The following is a 17,206-nucleotide window of genomic DNA, read 5'->3' on the forward strand; positions in this document are numbered from 1 at the left end:
CCTCCACCACCTTCAGGCGTCCGGGTTGTCCAGGCTCAGGCGAAACGGCTCCTTCAGGCCTGCCTCTGCCGTCTGGCGGGCCACGGCGGGCACATGGTTCAGGGCCAGCACCGCGCGGTAGGTCCGCACGGCCAGCTCGCGGTCGCCCAGCGCGTCGCGTACCTGCCCCAGCCGCGCCAGGGTCAGCCCGGCCAGACTGCGGGGCAGCTCGCCCTGCAGGGCGTGGGCGGCCCGTTCCAGCCGTTCGCGGGCCCCCGCCAGGTCCCCCACAGCCAGATAAATGCTGGCGGCGGCGGCGTGCAGTTCGGCAGGCGGTGTCACCGCGTCCGGTCGTCCGGTCGTTCCGGTTTCCCGGTCCAGGGCCGTGAGCAGGGCGTTCAGGTCGTCATCCTCCTGCAACCGCCACGCGCGGTCGGCCAGGGCGCGCAGGCGGCTGGTCTCACCGGGGGTGAAGGTGTCCAGGCTGGGCACACGTGCGCCGGGCAGCAGCGCCAGCAACTCCGGCAGGTCATCCAGCGGGACGAGCACCACCCCGCGATGGCCCGCCAGCCGCGCGGCAAGCTCCGAGAGCCGCCGCGCCCGCCAGCACGTTCCTGGTCCCTCGTCCAGCGCTCCGCGCACCGTCTGGTGGTAGGTCTGCACAGCGTCCAGCATCTCGGGGGCCAGAACACCGTGGGCGGTCAGGGGCCGGATGAGCAGCGCGGCGAGGTCGCGCTCGGCCTGCCCCACCTGCCTCAGCCGGTCGCGGCCCTGGGGGTACTGCTGCAGGAAGGTCTGCAGCTGCGCGTGTTCGGCCTCGGCCCAGGCCCAGTCGGCCGTGAAGCCCTCCTGAATTCGTATGCGCGCGGCGGGCAGGGCGTCGCGCAGCGGGTGATCGGGGTCGGGGTCGGTGGCCCAGAGAACGTCCCCTTCTCCCAGGTGCAACAAAATCTCCACCACGGTTCCGGCGTTGTACTGCGGATGCAGACGCAACAGGTCGCCCAGATCGGGCAGCAGCACCACACTCATGAGGTGACCTGTGCGCCGCGCCGCGCGAGTTCTGCCAGGAACGCACCCGGATCGGCGGGCGTCAGGAAGTAGTGACGGCTTCCCGACTGCAGCAGCACGCCGCCCCGGCCCCTTGATGCGGCCGCCAGCACCCGCCTGACGCCCTGCTCATCATGGGCCAGAAGAAAATGACCACTCAGGTACCCCGGCAGCCCGGTCCCGAAGGTGCGGAGGCCCAGTATGCCGGAGGTGGTCCTGGCGCTGAGCTCCGAGTAGGGCAGCCGGGTCTGGTTCAGAGCGCGCTGGATCACCACGGCGTCCGGGGTCAGGGTATAGGCCAGGCGGCGCGGGGCCAGCAGGAACCAGGCAAGCAGCGCCAGCGCCAGAACAACCGCCGCGCCCCGCTGCAGTGGAGTGCTGTCCTCGTCGGGAATGAACGCCCCCGCCATCAGCAGCGCAGGCACGCCCCAGGTCACGGCGCGCAAGACGGGCGAGGCCGGGGCCGCCGCCACCGGAACGCTGCGCCCCTGCACGGGCCCCATCATGCGCTGGCTCCGCTGCGCCCACGCCCTCCGTTGCGGCCCAGGCGCACGATGTCGGTGACGCCCTCGACCTTCTGAATGGCGGCGCGCACGTTCTCCAGATCGGCGTTGCCGCGCACCCCCAGCCGCAAGAGGATGTGGGCCACGTCGTTGAGATCCACATTGGCCTCCACCTTCAGCGGGCTGCGTTTCTCGGCGCTCAGCACGCCCAGGATGTCGGCCAGCAGCCCGGAGCGGTCCGGAGCCACCACATCCAGATCCACCAGGGTCTGTCCCGCCGTGCCCACGTCCCAGCTCGCCGCGACGCAGCGTTCGGGTTCGTCCTTGAGCAGCCGGATCATGTTGGGACAGTCGATGCGGTGGATGCTCACCCCGCGCCCACGCGTCAGGTAACCCATGATCTGGTCACCCCGGATCGGCGAACAGCAGTTGCTGAGCTTGGTCGTGGTGGACATGCCCTCCACGTAGACGCCGCCGCTCTCGGGCGGGCGGGGCTTGGGTGCGCGCTTGGAGGGCGCGGTGCCCTGTTCGCTCGCGAGGCTGGGAGACAGCACCTTGCCCACCGTGCTCGGGGTGATCTTGCCCGCACTCAGGGCAAAGTACAGCTCGTCCGGGTTGCGGCTGCCCAGCAGCTTCTGGGCCGCGTCCTCCAGCAGCTTGGTACGCATCAGCTGGCGCACCGGCAGCTGCCGCTTGCGCAGGTGGCGCTCGAGCATGTCATGACCGCGCTGCAGGGCGTCGTCGCGTTCCAGCTGACGGAAATGGTGGCGGATCTTGGCGCGGGCGCTGCGGGTCACGGCGAAGTTCAACCAGTCCTTGCTGGGATGGCCGTTCTTGCTCGTCACGATCTCCACCATGTCGCCGTTGCCGAGCTTGTGGGACAGAGGCACGATGCTGCCGTTGACCCGCGCGCCCACGGTGGTCTCCCCGATGCGGCTGTGGATGTGGTAGGCGAAATCGATGGAGGTGCTGCCCGCCGGCAGGCTGATCGCCAGACCGCGCGGCGTGAAGACCCGCACCCGCTGACCGAGGATGTCGGTCTTCACGGCGTCCATGTAATCGCTGGCGTCGTTGATCTCGTCTTGCAGCTCGCGCAGCTGCAGAATCCAGTTCTCGCGGTCACGCTGGGCCAGCTGAGCGCCCTGCTTGTACATCCAGTGGGCCGCCACGCCGTACTCGGCGACCTCGTGCATGCGCCGCGAGCGAATCTGCACCTCGATGGGCTGGCCGCTCTGGCTGATCACGGTGGTGTGCAGGCTCTGGTAGCCGTTGGGCTTGGGCACCGCGATGTAATCCTTGAAGCGGCCCGGCAGCGGGGTCCACATGCTGTGGACGATGGAGACGGTGTGGTAACAGATGCGCTTCTCGCGCGTCTGCTCGGCGCGCTCACGCCGCTTCTCGTCGGTGCCGGCCGGCACGATCAGCTCCTTGGGCGTGAGGATCACGCGGATGGCCAGCAGGTCGAAGATCTGCTCCAGGCCCTTGCCCTCGCGCTGCATCTTGTTGTGGATGCTCCACAGGTGCTTGCTGCGCCCGGCAATGTCGATGTCGCTGACCCACTCGGGCAGTTCCAGGTCGTCGGTCAGGGCTTCTTGCAACTCGGTCACGGCCTCGCCGATCAGGGTGTCGCGCTCCTCCTGACGGGTCCGCAGGCGGCTTTGCAGGTAGGTGTACTCGTCGGGATACAGGTAGCGGAAGCTGAGGTCCTCCAGTTCCCACTTGATCTGCCCGATCCCGAGGCGGTGCGCAAGCGGCGCGAAGATCTCCATGGTCTCACGCGCAATACGCAGCTGTTTTTCGGGCTTCATGCTGCCGAGCGTGCGCATGTTGTGCAGCCGATCGGCCAGCTTGACCACGATGATGCGGATGTCGTCGGTCATGGCGATCAGCATCTGGCGCAGGTTCTCGGCCTGCATGTCGCGCCCGGCGTCGCTGACCTGGGCGGCCTGCGAGCCCTGCTTGCTGAGCTTGCTGACCTTGGTCTCGCCCTCCACGATGCGCGCCACATCGCGCCCGAAGCCCGCCTCGATCTGCTCGAAGGTCACGGCCTCGACGTCCTCGACCGTGTCGTGCAGCAGCCCCGCCATGATGCTGTCGCTGTCCATGCCCAGCCGCGCCAGAACCACGGCCACCGCCACCGGATGCGTGATGTACGGCTCGCCGCTGCGGCGGTTGACCCCGGCGTGCGCGTCGCGCGCAAAGACATAGGCCCGTTCGATGCCGTCTCTTTCTGCCGCCGGACGACCCGCCACCAGTACCCTGAGTTCTTCCATCCCGTGATCCCCGCGCCCTGGCACGCCCGGCACAATAGCGCGCCCGGCGCGCGGTCATTCCGCATCAGTGCCCAGTGCGCTGCAAACCCCAGGGCGCAGCCCACGGGCGTCCCGCAAAAGCGCCCACCGGAAGGGCGGGCGCAGATAAGGTGAGTGCAGGAGCTGTCAGCGCCGGTCGCGCACGCGAACAGGAATGGGCACTGGCTGGGGGTGCGGCTGGCCCCTCAGGACCTCCCGGAGCCAGTCAATAAATTCGCGCAGGCCATTCATGACCCCAGTGTACCGGCCCCTGCCTGACACAGATGGCACGGAGCTTACGATGGAATTGAAAGATGGGCGACACCTAAACTGAGGAATGACACAATGCCCGGCATGATCCCGCCCACGCCCGTGATTCTGGACGGCGACCCCGGACACGACGACGCCATCAACATCCTGCTCGCGCTGGCCAGCCCGGAACTGGACGTGCTGGGCATCGGCACGGTGTTTGGCAATGTGGGCCTGGAACACACCACCCGCAACGCCCTGGTCACCCGCGAACTGACCAGACATTCCGTGCCCATCTACGCCGGAGCCGACCGGCCGCTGGTGGCCCCGCGCATCAGCGCCGAGGCTGTTCACGGGCACAGCGGGCTGGACGGCCCGCATCTGCCCCCTCCCCAACGGGGCGCGGAGGCCGGTCACGCCGCCCGCTTCATCATCGAGGCGGTGCGGGCCCGGCCCGGAGAGATCACGCTGCTGCCCACCGGGCCGCTGACCAACCTGGCCCTGGCCCTGCGTCTCGCCCCGGACATCGCGCCGCTGATCCGGCAGGTGGTCTGGATGGGCGGCAGCACCGACACGGGCAACTGGACGCCCGCCGCCGAATTCAACGCCCTGGCCGATCCCCACGCCGCGCATATCGTCTTTTCCTCCGGCGTGCCGCTGACCATGTTCGGCCTGAATGTCACGCACCAGGCCATCGCACACCCCGCCCGCGTGCAGGCCTTCCGGAATCTGGGCACGCGGGCGGGCGAGTTCGTGGCCGTGCTGCTGGAATTCTTCGCCGAACACCACCGCGAGCGCTACGGCTGGGACGGCGGCGCGCTGCACGACCCCATGACGGCGGCGTGGCTGCTGCGCCCGGACCTGTTTGTCTCGCGTTCCATGTATGTGGAGATAGACCTGACCGATGGCCCCAGCGCGGGCCGGACCGTGGCGGATGTCTGGCATGTCACCGGGCGGCCACAGAACGTGCAGGTCGTGACGCAGGTGGACGCCGACGGATTTTTCGCGCTGCTGGTGGAGCGGATCAAACGGTACCCGTAGACGTATGGAAGGGCTGCCCCACAGGACCATGCCGGGGGAATACCCTGGGGACAGCTCCAAAGGTGGGCAGAACATGAGGGCACCGATCCGTGGGATGTTTAATATGAAACATATGTCGCCGCGCCCTCCGGACCGTCGGGTTGGACCGCACGTCACAGAGCGTGCTGCCGTGGTTCCCGAGCAGGAATTGCGGCAGGCGCTGCACCGGCGGCTGGCGCTGATGACCCTGGCATGCGGTCTGCCGGTGATCGCCGTGCTGTGGGGCGTTGAGTTGCGCAAGGAAACGCCCAGTCCAGAGCTGCTGGGCTTTTATCCCACGCTGTCGCTGCTGTGCCTGTGGGCGGTGTACTGGGTCTCCCGGGGCCGCCCGGTGGACCTGCTGCTCAGGGTCATTTTTACCCTGAACCTGGTATTTATTCTCGAGCAGTCCTACTTTGGAAGTGCCGCCGTCCAGAACTCATCGGCCCAGGGCAACCTGAATCTCTATCTGATGCTCATTGCCAACACGATCATCAGTTACCTGATCTTCAATATCCGGCCGGCCGGCATCCTGACTCTGGGCGCTTTCATCGCCTCCTTCGGCCTGACCGTGCTGTCTTTCGCGCTGAACGGAGCGCTGCGACAGCTGCTGTTCACCCTGCAGCTGCAGGTGTCGACCGGAGCCATCCTGCTGCTCGTTCATGCGCTGGCATGGTACAAGGACAGGTTCACCACGCAGTCGCACGAACAGCGTGTGCTGGAATACGAGGCCTCCACCGACCCGCTGACCGGCCTGCCCAACCGCCGCAGCTTGTACCGGCAGATTGAGGGCCTGCTGCGGGATGAAGAGCGGGGAGACTGTGGCAGCGTGATCCTGTTCGACATTGACCACTTCAAGCGGGTCAACGACCTGTACGGCCACCCGACCGGCGACGGTGCGCTGCTGCACATCGCTGGATTGCTGACGGATTTTGCCCGGCCGGAAGACACCCCGGGCCGCTGGGGCGGTGAGGAGTTCATGCTCGTGCTGCCGCACACGCCCGCAGAGGCCGCCGCCGCCCTGGCTGAGCAGCTCAGGGCTACCCTGAGCGCCGCGCCCTACGACCCGGTGGGACAGATCACCGCCAGCTTCGGGGTGGCCGCCTGCCTGCCGGGAGACACCCTGACCCGGCTGACCACCCGCGCCGACAGCGCCCTGTACCGCGCCAAGCAGGAGGGCCGCAACCGCGTGGTCCTCGCCGACCCCGACCGGATGCCCGACCATACCTTCCTGACCGCCTGATCTGCCGGGCCGCAGGCCGTGGACGCGGAACACAGGGGCAGGGCCGCTCCCTTCCGGAACCGGCCCTGCCCCTGCGGGTACTCCGCGCGGGTCTGCTCAGTCGGCGAAACGCTTGAGCACGTCGCGGCTGATCACCAGACGCTGCACCTCGTCGGTGCCCTCGCCGATGCGGGTCAGGCGGTTGTCGCGCCAGAACCGTTCGACCGGGTACTCCTTGATGTAGCCATACCCACCGAGCATCTGAATGGCCTCGTCACAGGCCTCCACGCCCACGGTGGTGGCAAACAGCTTGGCGCGGGCCACCGGCACGGTGAAGTTCTCACCCGCGTCCTTGAGGTCGGCGGCCTTGCGGATCAGCAAGCGGGCGGCCTCCAGCTTGGTGTCCATGTTCGCGAGGCGGAAGGAAATGTCCTGGTTGTAGGCGATCGGCTTGCCGAACTGCTCGCGCTCCAGGGTGTACTTCGCGGCGTACTCAAAGGCGGCGCGGCCCAGGCCCAGGCCCATTGCGGCAATCCCCACGCGCCCGCCATCCAGTACCTTCATGACGTCCTTGAAGGCGTTGCCGCGCTCGCCGAGCAGCGCCTCGGCGGGCAGGTGAATGTCCTCGAAGATCAGCTGCGCGGTGTCGCTGCTGCGCAGGCCCAGCTTGTCTTCCTTGCGCCCGATGGAAAATCCCTGAACCTCGTCGCGGTTGAAGACGAAGGCGCTGATGCCGTCATTCTTGCCCTTGCCCTCGCGGGCGGCGTCGGTACGTGCCAGGATGACGTAGGTGCCGCCCACGCTGCCCTGGGTGATGAAGTTCTTGGAGCCGTTGAGCACCCAGCTGCCGTCCGGCTGCTCCACCGCCCGGGTCTGCAGGCCGCCGCTGTCGCTGCCGCTGCCCGGTTCGGTCAGGCCCCATGCGCCCAGCTTCTTCGCGGCGGCGAGGTCGGGCAGGAACTTGGCCTTCTGCGCCTCGGTTCCGCCGATCAGAATGTGGCCCTGGCACAGCGAGTTGTGGCTCGCGACGGTCAGGCACAGCGATCCGTCCACCGCCGCGATCTCCTCGATGATCATGGCGAACGTGGCCGTATCCAGCGCGGAGCCGCCGTATTCCTCGGGCGTCTGCGCGCCCATGATGCCCATCTCGCCCAGTTCCTGAACGATCTGCAGCGGGAACTCGCCCGTCTGGTCGCGCTCGGCGGCGCCCGGCTCGACCTTGTTCTTCAGGAAGGCCCTCAGGGCGCCCACGATGGTGCGCTGGTCATCGTTCATGGGCTGCACGTTGGGGCTGGGGGTCTGGGCGCTGCGGTCAAGGGTGCTGGTCATGGTGGTGCCTCCGGGTAGTGAAGAGAAGAAGGGAGATGGAGCAGAAAACGGTGAAGCTGGCGGCTAAACCTGGAACACGCCTACCCGCAGGTCCTCCTGCTGGGGGTTCTGGGCACAGGCGTCCAGGGCGCGGATCAGGCGGTCGCGGGTATCGTTGGGGGGAATGATCTCATCCACCCACAGCCGCGCGGCGGCGTAGCGGGGATCGAGTTCGGTGTCGTACTTGGATTTGACCTCGTCGTACAGACGCTGCAGTTCCTCGTCGTCGGGTTCGTGCCCGGCACGTTTCAGGGCGGCGAGCTGGATGTCCAGCAGCGTTTTGGCCGCCGCGTTGCCGCTCATCACGGCGTATTTGGCGCTGGGCCACGCGAAGATGAAGCGCGGCCCGTAGGCCTTGCCGTTCATGGCGTAGTTGCCGGCCCCAAACGATCCGCCCGTGATGATGGTGATCTTGGGAACCACGGAGTTGGACACGGCATTCACCAGCTTGGCCCCCCGGCGGATGATGCCCTCCTGTTCGGAGTCGCGGCCCACCATGAAACCGGTGACGTCACTCAGGAACACCAGCGGCACGCCCGCCTGGTTGGCGTCCAGGATGAAGCGGGCGGCCTTGTCCGCGCTGTCACCGTAGATCACGCCGCCGACCTCAATGCGCGTCCGCAGCCCCGGCTCGCCGCCGGACTTGAGCTTCTTCTTGATGACGGTGCGCTGGTTGGCGACAAAGGCCACCGGATAGCCGCCCACCCGCGAGAACCCGCACACGATGGTCTCGCCGTATTCGGGCTTGAACTCGTGGAATTCGCCGCCGTCGGTGATGGCCGTGATCAGGTCACGCACGTCGTAGGTCTGGCCGCCCGCGAACCCCACCACCCCGGTCAGGTCGCGCCCCGACGCGGCGCGGACCTCAGCGCGGCGCCGGGCCCACGGCGCGGGGTCGCCCTGCGCGTACAGATCGGCCAGGGCGCGCACCCGCTTCAGGGCCGCGTCGTCGTCCGGCTCCTTGTAGTCCACGGTTCCTGCAATCGCGGCGTGCATGTCGGCCCCGCCGAGTTCCTCGGAGTCCACGACCTGACCGATGGCGGCGCGCACCAGCGCCGGCCCCGCGAGGTACAGCCCCGAGCCCTCGGTCATGATCAGCGTGTCGCACATCACCGGCAGGTACGCGCCGCCCGCCACGCAGTTGCCCATGATCGCCGCGATCTGCGGAATGCCCGCTGCGCTCATGCGGGCGTTCAGGTAAAAGACCCGCCCGAAGTCGTCCTGATCGGGAAAGATCTCGTCCTGCATGGGCAGGTACACGCCGGCCGAGTCCACCAGGTAGATCACCGGCAGGTGATTCTCAAAGGCGATGGTCTGCGCGCGGATCACCTTCTTGGCGGTGATCGGGAAAAACGCGCCCGCCTTCACGGTGGCGTCGTTGGCGATGATCATCCACGGACGGCCCGCCACCGTGCCGATGCCTGTGACCGTGCCTCCACTGGGACAGCCGCCCACGTCCTGGTACATCTCCCAGCCGGCAAAGGTCATGAGTTCGTCGAACGGCGTGCCGTCGTCGGTGAGGCGCTGAATGCGCTCGCGGGCCGTGAGACGGTTCTTGTCGTGCTGGCGCTGCTGGGCCTTGGCGCCGCCGCCTGCACGAACCCGGCGCTGGTCGGCGTCCAGACGGGCCAGGGCCTGGGCCCAGGAGTCGGGGACAGAAGGAGTGGGCGCCGGAGCGCTGGTGTCGGTATCGGTCATCTGTGCCCAGCAGTCTAACAAACGCCCGTTAGGGAGGGGAGCAGGCGGAGGCACAGTTCCTGCCCCGGTGCCGGACGTTCACCGCCCCCGCACCCAGCTGCGCAGAACGCCGACGCGCACCCAGGGCCTGTCTTCCTTTACTCCTGCAGCACTCCTGCAGCGCGCGAGGATGCCCTAGCATGACCGGCATGTTCCGCCGCCGCCCGCCCCTGCCGCCGTTTCCGGCGGGTGGCCTGCTGGTCGGCGGCGCGGTGCGTGACTGGCTGCGCGGGGTGGCCCCCAAGGATTTCGACTGGGTGGTGCCCGACCCCGCGGCGGCGGCGCGGGCGATGGCAGCTGTACTGGGGGGCTCGGCCTTTGCGCTGGACGAGGAGCGCGGCTACTGGCGGGTCCATCTGCCCGGCGGCGTTCAGCACGACCTCGTGCCGCGCCCGGCCGACGTGACCGACGACCTGTTGCGGCGTGACTTCACGGTGAATGCCCTGGCCGTGACCGGGGAGGGCCGGGTGCTGGATCCGGCGGGCGGACGGGCCGACCTGCGGGCGCGGCGGCTGCGCATGGTCTCGGCCGCCAACCTGCGTTCGGACCCGCTGCGGGCGTGGCGGGCGGCGCGGCTGGAAACCACGCTGGGTTTCCGGCTGGAAGCCGACACGGAAGCCGAGGTGCGCCGGGTGGCGGCGGCCCTGGCGGACGGCACGCTGAGCCCACCCGCGCCCGAGCGCGTCCGCGACGAACTGCACGCCCTGCTGACGCATCCCGGCGCGGCGCACGGCGTGCTGCGCCTGGAAGCGCTGGATCTGCTCGCGCTGAGCGTTCCGGAACTGCGCGAGGGCATCGGGCTGGAGCAGGGCGGGTTTCATCACCTGGACGTGTTTCACCACGGGGTCGAGGCGCTGCATCAGCTGCTCGCCCGCCGGCCCGATGCCCCGCTGCCGCTGCGCTGGGCGACCCTGCTGCACGACGTGGGCAAACCGCGCGCCCGCACCGTGGACCCGGAGACGGGCCGCACCCATTTTTACGGCCATGACAAGCTGGGGGCCGCCCTGGCAGCCCAGCGCCTGGGCCGCCTGAAGCTGCCCGGAGATGACGTCAGGCATGTGTCGCGCCTCATCGAGGCCCATATGGTCCCGCTGCCCGCCGGGGACCGGGAGGCCCGGCGCTTTGTTCACCGCCGCCGGGACCTGCTGCCCGACCTGCTGAGCGTGATGCTCGCCGACCGCGAGGCGGCGCGCGGCCCGAGCAGCAACGCCGCCAGCCGCCACGCCTACGCGCGTGCCATGAACCGCGTGCTGGAAGCGCTGGAGGAGCAGCCCGCCCCCCCTCCCCCACTGCTGAGCGGCCGTGAGGTGATGGCGCTGCTGGGCCTTCCTCCCGGCCCACGTGTGGGAGCGGCCCTGCGCGCCGTGAACGAGGCGGCCGCCCTGGGCGAGGTGCGGGACGCGGCGGGCGCACGGGCCTTCGTGCAGACGTGGGCGCAGACCACAACAGACCAGAACACCGACGGCGAGGCGTGAACGAACCCTGTCAGGCCGGCTGGGCTATGCTGCGCGCGCCATGACCGCCCTGCTGCCGAACGCCCGGACCGCCGCCACCCATCCCATCACGCCCGAGTGGGTCAAGGACGCGGTGTTCTACCAGATCTTTCCCGACCGCTTTGCCCGCAGCGGCCGGGTCACGGGGCTGAACCTGCAGCGCTGGGGCGACGAGCCGGAATACAACCGCTACATGGGGGGCGACCTGTGGGGGGTCATCGAGCGGCTGGACCACATCCAGGGCCTGGGCGTGAACGCCATCTACTTCTGCCCGGTGTTCCAGTCGGCCTCCAACCACCGCTACCACACCCACGACTACTTTCAGGTGGACCCCATGCTCGGCGGCAACGAGGCGCTGCGCGCCCTGATCGACGAGGCGCACCGGCGCGGCATGCGCGTGGTGCTCGACGGCGTGTTCAACCACTGCAGCCGGGGCTTTTTTCAGTTCAACGACCTGCTGGAACAGGGCGAGGCCAGCGCCTACCGCGAGTGGTTTCACCCCGAGGGCTGGCCGCTCAATCCCTACGACGAGTCGCAGCCCGCCCGGTATGCCGCGTGGTGGGGCAACCGCGCGCTGCCCAAGTTCAACACCGATCACCCGGCCGTGCGCGACTTTCTGTGGGAGGTGGCCGAGTACTGGGTGCGTTTTGGCATTGACGGCTGGCGGCTGGACGTGCCCAACGAGATCGACGACGATTCGTTCTGGCAGGAGTTCCGGCGCCGGGTCAAGGCCATCAACCCAGAGGCCTACATCGTGGGCGAGATCTGGGGCGACGCCCACCGCTGGCTGGCCGGTGATCAGTTCGACGCCGTGATGAACTACCACTTCACCCGCCCCTGTCTGGCCTTCTTTGGGGCCAGGACGCTCGACCATCCCATGAACGAACGCAGCGGCACGGGCCGGGTGGACCCCGTGGACGCTCCGGCTTTTGCCGCCCGCATGAGCGAGGTCGCTCACCTGTACCACCCGGAGATCGTGCAGGCTCAGCTCAACCTGCTTGACTCGCACGACACCGCCCGCTTTCTGACGGCGGTGGGGGGCGACGTCACGGCCTACCGCCTCGCCACGGTCTTCCAGATGACCTACCCGGGCGCGCCGTGCATCTACTACGGCGACGAGATCGGCCTGCCCGGCGGTCCCGACCCCGATTGCCGCCGCGCCTTTCCGTGGGATGCGGGGGAGTGGGATCACGGTACCCTGACCCTCACCCGGACCCTGATCGCTGCCCGTCACAGCTCTCCGGCGCTGCGGCGCGGGGAGTTCACGGTGCTGTACGCGGTGGGCGAGGCCCTGGTGTACGCCCGCCACACCGGGGACAGCCGCGCCTATGTTCTGATCAACGGTGCCCGCAGCGCGGCCAGGCTGCCCGTGGGCGGCGTGCAGCCCGGCACGTACCGCGACGTGCTCGGCGGCCAGACCCATACCTGGACGGCAGACGGGCTCGCCACCGGACCCGACCTGCCGCTTCCGGCCCGCAGCGCCGTGGTGCTGATTCAGGAGTAAGCGCCCGCAGGCCCCCACCTGCTCCGCAGCTTCAGAGCAGCCCCCCTGAGCGGCCCCTGCCTGCCAGACGCAGGCGGACCGTCGGGGGCGGCTTCCCGCCCGCACACCTTTAACCCTCATTTGCTGCGCCTTTGGTGTGATGAGGCGCTCATGCTGCCCGCCTATCCTTTACCGATGAGTTTCGTGCGCAAACCCCGTCCGTATTCCTCGGGCCTGCCGTCCGTGGGGCTGCCGACCGCCGCTGCGCCCGTGACGCGTGAGAAGGTGAGGCCTGCTCCACGGCTTCGCCGGTCTGGCCCCCGGGGCGGCGTGACCTGGGCCGGAGCAGTCAGCGCGCTGGCCGCGCTGGGAACCGTGCTGATCCTGCTCGTGGGCGTCTCGGGACTGTGGAACAGTGTGGCGCGCGACTGGCAGTTCCGCTCGGCGGCTGAGGGCGTCGTGGATGCGGCGCGCTGAGCGCCGGGCCATGACCTTCTGGCGCAACCCCTGGCCGCGCACTCCCTTCGTGCGGCGAAAGCGGGGGCGCTGGACCCTGAGCCGCGTGCTGCGCGCCGGGCTGGCGACGGTGGGTGCCCTCACCCTGGGCATGATCGGGCTGGGGGTGGCGGGAGCGTGGAGCACCGGGGCCTTCGGGCGGGTCTGGAACCTGCGCTCGGAACTGCGCCCCATCGAGGTGCAGGACCGCCGCGGCGCACCGCTGGGCGTGATCGACCACTGCCGCGAGGACCAGACCACCAACGCCGTGCCGTGCCGCGAGTCCTTGAGCGTGCCGCTGACAGGGGTGTCGCAGGCGTTCTTGCTCGCGTATGTCGCCAAGGAGGACGTGCGCTTCTTCTCGCATGTCGGGGTGGACCTCGGGCGGCTGCCGCGCGCCCTGCTCAGCGGCGCGGGCGGCAGCACCCTGACCATGCAGCTGCTGAAGAACAACGTGCTCGCCGGACACTTCGACTATGACACCCACCGGCGCGGTATGGGCCTGGTCCTGACCCGCAAGGCCACCGAGTTCGTGCTGGCTCCGCTGGTGACGTGGCGCTACGGACGGCGCGAGGTTCTGGCCATGAGCGTCAACAGCCTGCCGTGGATCGGCATTGGTCAGCGCAAGGGCGTGTACGACGCGGCGCGGGCGGTGTTCGGCGTGGACCCGGCGGACCTCACGCTGGCGCAGAGCGCCTTTCTGGTAGGCCTGCTGCCCGCGCCGGGGCGCTATCTGGTCTCGGAGGCCACGCCGCCCGAGACCGCCACCGCACGCTTTCGCTGGATGCGCAGCCAGCAGCTGCTCACGCTGAACATCCTGCGCTCGCACGGGCTGATCTCGGAAAACGACCGCCTTGCGGCGGCCTCGGTGCCGCTGCAGCCCCGGCTGTGGCGCACCGAGTATGCAGGCAGCGGCAGCGACCTGCGGGTGGTGAGCGCGGCGCGCAACCCCGATTACCGCAACGCCCCCGAGCCGGTGTGGGCCATGCAGGAACTCGTCCGGCGCGAACTGCGCGCTGCGGGACTGAATCCCAGCCGGGTGGGCCGGGTGGTGCTCACCATTGACGCCGGGGCCCAGGCCGCGCTGGTGCGGCGCGTGAGCGGCGAGGGCGCCACCGGCACGCGCCCGCCGGGCATCGCCGAGGGTGCGGCGGTCGTGGACGTGCGCGGCGGCGGCATCGTGGCGCTGGCGAGCAGCACCGGCGGTGGCGAGAGCAGCGAGCCCGGACGGCAGTGGGCCGTCTCCGCGCAGCGCCCGGTGGCGAGCACGGTCAAGCCGCTGCTGTACGCCACCGCCTTTGGCAGCGGCGACGCGGCGTCCCTGACCCAGCTCAGCACCTTCACCGACGGGCCCACCCGCTACGGCTCCCGGGCCATCGGCAACAATTCCGGCACCTTTCTGGGCCGCGCCGTCACCGTGCGCGAGGCCAATGCCCGCAGCCTCAACACCGTGGCCGTGCAGGTGGGCACCGCGCGCGAGGCGGCGCTGCGCCGGGTGCTCGCGGGCGTGGGGTACCGGGAAGACCCCGCCAACCGTTCCAGCCCGGCGCTGGGCACCTACCGCGCCGCGCCGCTGACGGTGGCGGCCGCCTACGCCAGCTTTGCGAACGGCGGAACGCTGTGCAGGGCACACCTGCTGGCCGAGGTGTATGGCCTCGGCGGTCAGCCGTTGCCGCTGCCCCGCCCGGAGTGTCAGCCGCTGTGGGACCCGGTGGTGGCCTACGAGACCTTCGATCTCCTCACCGGCGCGGTCAATGACGCCGCCGGACACGTGCCCTTTCTGCGCCCCAGCTTCCTGCAGCGCCTGAGCGGCAAGGCCATGCCACTGGGGGCCAAGTCCGGCACCACCGACGACATCAACGACACGTGGTGTGCGGGCGTGACCCCCCAGTACGCCATGGCGGTCTGGATCGGCGACCCGGACGGCCGCCAGAGCGTGCCCGTGGACCTGTACCGCCAGCAGGCGGCCTGCCGCGAGATCGGGCTGCTGCGCGATTTGCCGCATGACCTGCGGGAGGTCGCCGTGCCCCCCGGCGTCACGCGGACCGGCGGCGTGGCGCTGCCCCTACCGGGCCTGAATCCGAAAAATCCGGTACCCCCGGGATAGGGCGGTATGCCCCCGCGTCCCTACTAAATTAACCCCACCCTTTCCCCCTTTCCTCCAAGGAGCCCTTCATGCCCCCTCTTTCCTTTCTGAGCCTGCTGCCCCTGCTGACCCCCGTGCCCATGAGCGCGGCAAACATGCTGGGCCTGAGCACGCCGCCGCTGCACCTTGTGGTGGCGGTGGACATGACCGGCAGCAGCAAGAATCCGGCCTTCCAGTACGCCGCGCAGGCCCGGCTGCTCGCCCAGAGCGTGATGCTCAACCAGCTGCGCTCCGGCGACACCCTGAGCCTGTTGCGGGTGTGCGGCGGCGTGCAGACGGTGGCGGATTTCAGGTTCCAGTCCAAGAACGGTGCCCGTCTGAGCAAGGCCGACATCCTGCGCTACACCGACGCCCTGACCCAGCCGTGCAGCGGGCGCGGCAGCGCCATTACGGCGGCCCTGAGCAAGGCGAGCACGCTGACGGCGCGCACCGCCGGCGTGGGCGACGTGGTGGTGCTGTTCACCGACGGCGCGCTCGCCGATGATCCGGCACGCGCCAAACTGGGCGGCATCTTTGGCAAGCTGCTGGGCAGCAAGGACCTGCGCGGCGTGTTTCTGGCGGGTCTCAGCCCGGAAAAGGACAAAAACGGCGACTCCATCCGCGACGGCTTCGTGAAGACGCTGGGCAAGGCGGGAGAGGACGCGCGCGTGCTGACGGCGGGAGCCTACGACCTGAACAACGTCTACCCGACCTTCGCGGCCACCGTGAACAAGGCCCGGAAATAACCGGATGACCCAGGACAAGACCCTGCCCGGGCTGCATCTGAGGCCGCCGGAGCCTGCGGCCGAAGCTCCCGATCCCGGAGCATTCGACCTCAGCAGTTACGCCCCCGCCCTGCCGCGCCCCGAGGCCATCCGCGCCGAGCAGTTCATGCCGGTGCTGTCGCCGCAGCACTTCTCGGACCTGCTCGACGGACTGGGCCGCGAGCTGCCGCTGATTGACGACGAGGCGGCCCGGGGCGTGCTGACCTCACGCGCGCGCCTGCTGCAGCTGAGCATCGAACAGTACCGCGTCAACCACGAGGTGGCCCGCGTCACCCTGACCCGCGTGCTCGCCGAGACCGGCGTGGGCGTGCGGACCTCCTGGGCGCGGCAGCAGGAGCACCTGAACTTCATGAACGAGGCGAGCGGCGGGGTGGAGCGCGAGTACGTGCGGGCGGGCGAGGAGATCGAGGCCGCGCGGCAGCAGCGCTTCGAGGCCCTGCTGCGCAGCGGCGCGCGCCCCGAGCTGGGCAGCGCCGAGGCCTTCTACCAGGAGCGGGCGCTGGCCGAGCTGGCGCAGGCAGGCCACCCGGTCCGTCCGCCCGAGACGCGATCGGGCAGCAAGCGGGTGTTCAACGGGTTTGCGGTGTTCAGCAAGTTCTTCGTGGGGATCATCAGCGGGGTCAGCATCAATCTGCTGTTCAACCCCGAAAGCCGCCTGTACCTCACAGTCATCGCCCTGACCGCCGGCATCATGTTCAGCGTGCTGCTGCTGTGGCTGGTCGATGAACTCGCCTACCGCGCCAAGCTGGCGACCCGTACCCCGGGCATGGCCCGGCCCGCCGCGTACATCGCGGGCATTCTGGGGGTGACGGCCCTGTACCTGGGGGTGGAGGGGTACCTGAACTGGGACGGCATCCTGCGCGTGACCCAGCAGATCGCCGCCAACGCCGCGCAGCAGGGCCAGCTCACCGATCTGAGCGCCGCGCCCGAGGCCACGGCCACGCCGGAACACTGGTCGCTGCTGACCTTCACGCTCGCGCTGGTGGGCATGGCGGCGAGCGCGGCGCTGATCCAGGGCCGCGAGCGCGCCCGCGCCGTGCTGGAGCGCGAGCGCCTGCTTGCCAAGGTCGCCGAACTCCGGGACAGTGGCCGCTTTACTGAGGTCGCGCGCGCCGCGGACCTCGTGGCCTACCTAGAGACCGCCCGCGACCGCCTCGCGCCCCCGCGCGACGTGACCAGCCCCGACCACGCCCGCCTCAATGAACGTGTCCTGAACCACTGGGAGCAGGAACGCGAGACGCAGGTGCAGAGCGTCACGGCGGGCCTGATTCGCGAGGCGCGGGCCGTGCAGGACACCCTGGAAGATTTCTCTGCCCAGGTCACCCAGGCGCGCTTTCCGCACACGCGCCGGGGCCTGCGGCTGTTCTAGG

13 protein-coding genes are annotated in these 17,206 nt (G+C 69.4%); 8 read left to right on the forward strand and 5 right to left on the reverse strand.

What is annotated here, in order from left to right; genetic code table 11:
• Positions 1-12: 12 nt before the first annotated feature.
• The 3 genes from IEY21_RS06215 to IEY21_RS06225 are packed head-to-tail and all read right to left on the reverse strand — an operon-like array spanning position 13 to position 3,802.
• Positions 13-1,008, reverse strand: coding sequence for a hypothetical protein (locus IEY21_RS06215; protein WP_188902470.1), 996 nt, complete (start codon positions 1,006-1,008; stop codon positions 13-15).
• Positions 1,005-1,532 (reverse strand): PH domain-containing protein, encoded by a 528-nt coding sequence (locus IEY21_RS06220; RefSeq protein WP_188902472.1) that lies wholly within the window; start codon positions 1,530-1,532, stop codon positions 1,005-1,007. Before IEY21_RS06220 ends, IEY21_RS06215 begins: the two co-directional genes overlap by 4 nt.
• On the reverse strand, positions 1,529-3,802 hold the full coding sequence (locus IEY21_RS06225; protein ID WP_188902474.1) for a RelA/SpoT family protein: 2,274 nt from the start codon (positions 3,800-3,802) through the stop codon (positions 1,529-1,531). The genes IEY21_RS06220 and IEY21_RS06225 overlap by 4 nt, the downstream gene beginning before the upstream one ends.
• Before the next feature lie 372 nt (positions 3,803-4,174).
• Between IEY21_RS06225 and IEY21_RS06230 the strand changes: the two genes are divergently transcribed.
• Together IEY21_RS06230 and IEY21_RS06235 are read left to right on the forward strand one after the other, a co-directional pair.
• Positions 4,175-5,110, forward strand: coding sequence for a nucleoside hydrolase (locus tag IEY21_RS06230; RefSeq protein WP_229752927.1), 936 nt, complete (start codon positions 4,175-4,177; stop codon positions 5,108-5,110).
• 112 nt (positions 5,111-5,222) lie between these two features.
• Complete coding sequence (locus IEY21_RS06235; RefSeq protein ID WP_188902478.1) at positions 5,223-6,371, forward strand: GGDEF domain-containing protein; 1,149 nt, start codon at positions 5,223-5,225, stop codon at positions 6,369-6,371.
• 96 nt (positions 6,372-6,467) lie between these two features.
• Here the strand turns inward: IEY21_RS06235 and IEY21_RS06240 are convergent, their stop codons facing one another.
• On the reverse strand, positions 6,468-7,679 hold the full coding sequence (locus tag IEY21_RS06240) for an acyl-CoA dehydrogenase family protein (protein ID WP_188902480.1): 1,212 nt from the start codon (positions 7,677-7,679) through the stop codon (positions 6,468-6,470).
• Positions 7,680-7,742: 63 nt separating this feature from the next.
• The gene (locus IEY21_RS06245) at positions 7,743-9,416 is read right to left on the reverse strand and encodes an acyl-CoA carboxylase subunit beta (protein ID WP_188902482.1); all 1,674 of its coding nucleotides are present in this window, start codon (positions 9,414-9,416) and stop codon (positions 7,743-7,745) included.
• 188 nt (positions 9,417-9,604) lie between these two features.
• Between IEY21_RS06245 and IEY21_RS06250 the strand changes: the two genes are divergently transcribed.
• From IEY21_RS06250 to IEY21_RS06275, 6 genes are all read left to right on the forward strand, one after another.
• Positions 9,605-10,930 carry an HD domain-containing protein gene (locus tag IEY21_RS06250; protein WP_188902695.1) on the forward strand — a complete coding sequence of 442 codons (1,326 nt, stop codon included), beginning with the start codon at positions 9,605-9,607 and terminating at the stop codon, positions 10,928-10,930.
• Positions 10,931-10,970: 40 nt separating this feature from the next.
• Entirely contained in the window at positions 10,971-12,452 is a 1,482-nt protein-coding gene (locus tag IEY21_RS06255) for a glycoside hydrolase family 13 protein (RefSeq protein ID WP_188902484.1), read from the forward strand.
• A gap of 174 nt (positions 12,453-12,626) precedes the next feature.
• Entirely contained in the window at positions 12,627-12,908 is a 282-nt protein-coding gene (locus IEY21_RS06260) for a hypothetical protein (RefSeq protein ID WP_188902486.1), read from the forward strand.
• The gene (locus tag IEY21_RS06265) at positions 12,895-15,033 is read left to right on the forward strand and encodes a transglycosylase domain-containing protein (protein WP_229752928.1); all 2,139 of its coding nucleotides are present in this window, start codon (positions 12,895-12,897) and stop codon (positions 15,031-15,033) included. Before IEY21_RS06260 ends, IEY21_RS06265 begins: the two co-directional genes overlap by 14 nt.
• Before the next feature lie 68 nt (positions 15,034-15,101).
• Positions 15,102-15,797: a VWA domain-containing protein gene (locus IEY21_RS06270; protein ID WP_188902488.1), complete on the forward strand. Its 696-nt coding sequence runs from the start codon at positions 15,102-15,104 to the stop codon at positions 15,795-15,797.
• Positions 15,798-15,801: 4 nt separating this feature from the next.
• Positions 15,802-17,205: a hypothetical protein gene (locus IEY21_RS06275; protein WP_229752929.1), complete on the forward strand. Its 1,404-nt coding sequence runs from the start codon at positions 15,802-15,804 to the stop codon at positions 17,203-17,205.
• The last annotated feature ends 1 nt before the right edge of the window (position 17,206 follow it).

Origin of the sequence: Deinococcus aerophilus (assembly GCF_014647075.1) — a bacterium.
Taxonomy (GTDB): domain Bacteria; phylum Deinococcota; class Deinococci; order Deinococcales; family Deinococcaceae; genus Deinococcus; species Deinococcus aerophilus.

Coding starts and splice junctions, on each gene's coding strand:
- IEY21_RS06260 (WP_188902486.1), top strand. CDS start 12,627: ATGAGTTTCGTGCGCAAACCCCGTCCGTATTCCTCGGGCCTGCCGTCC.
- IEY21_RS06215 (WP_188902470.1), bottom strand. CDS start 1,008: ATGAGTGTGGTGCTGCTGCCCGATCTGGGCGACCTGTTGCGTCTGCAT.
- IEY21_RS06220 (WP_188902472.1), bottom strand. CDS start 1,532: ATGATGGGGCCCGTGCAGGGGCGCAGCGTTCCGGTGGCGGCGGCCCCG.
- IEY21_RS06230 (WP_229752927.1), top strand. CDS start 4,175: ATGATCCCGCCCACGCCCGTGATTCTGGACGGCGACCCCGGACACGAC.
- IEY21_RS06235 (WP_188902478.1), top strand. CDS start 5,223: ATGTCGCCGCGCCCTCCGGACCGTCGGGTTGGACCGCACGTCACAGAG.
- IEY21_RS06240 (WP_188902480.1), bottom strand. CDS start 7,679: ATGACCAGCACCCTTGACCGCAGCGCCCAGACCCCCAGCCCCAACGTG.
- IEY21_RS06275 (WP_229752929.1), top strand. CDS start 15,802: ATGACCCAGGACAAGACCCTGCCCGGGCTGCATCTGAGGCCGCCGGAG.
- IEY21_RS06250 (WP_188902695.1), top strand. CDS start 9,605: ATGTTCCGCCGCCGCCCGCCCCTGCCGCCGTTTCCGGCGGGTGGCCTG.
- IEY21_RS06255 (WP_188902484.1), top strand. CDS start 10,971: ATGACCGCCCTGCTGCCGAACGCCCGGACCGCCGCCACCCATCCCATC.
- IEY21_RS06270 (WP_188902488.1), top strand. CDS start 15,102: ATGCCCCCTCTTTCCTTTCTGAGCCTGCTGCCCCTGCTGACCCCCGTG.
- IEY21_RS06225 (WP_188902474.1), bottom strand. CDS start 3,802: ATGGAAGAACTCAGGGTACTGGTGGCGGGTCGTCCGGCGGCAGAAAGA.
- IEY21_RS06265 (WP_229752928.1), top strand. CDS start 12,895: ATGCGGCGCGCTGAGCGCCGGGCCATGACCTTCTGGCGCAACCCCTGG.
- IEY21_RS06245 (WP_188902482.1), bottom strand. CDS start 9,416: ATGACCGATACCGACACCAGCGCTCCGGCGCCCACTCCTTCTGTCCCC.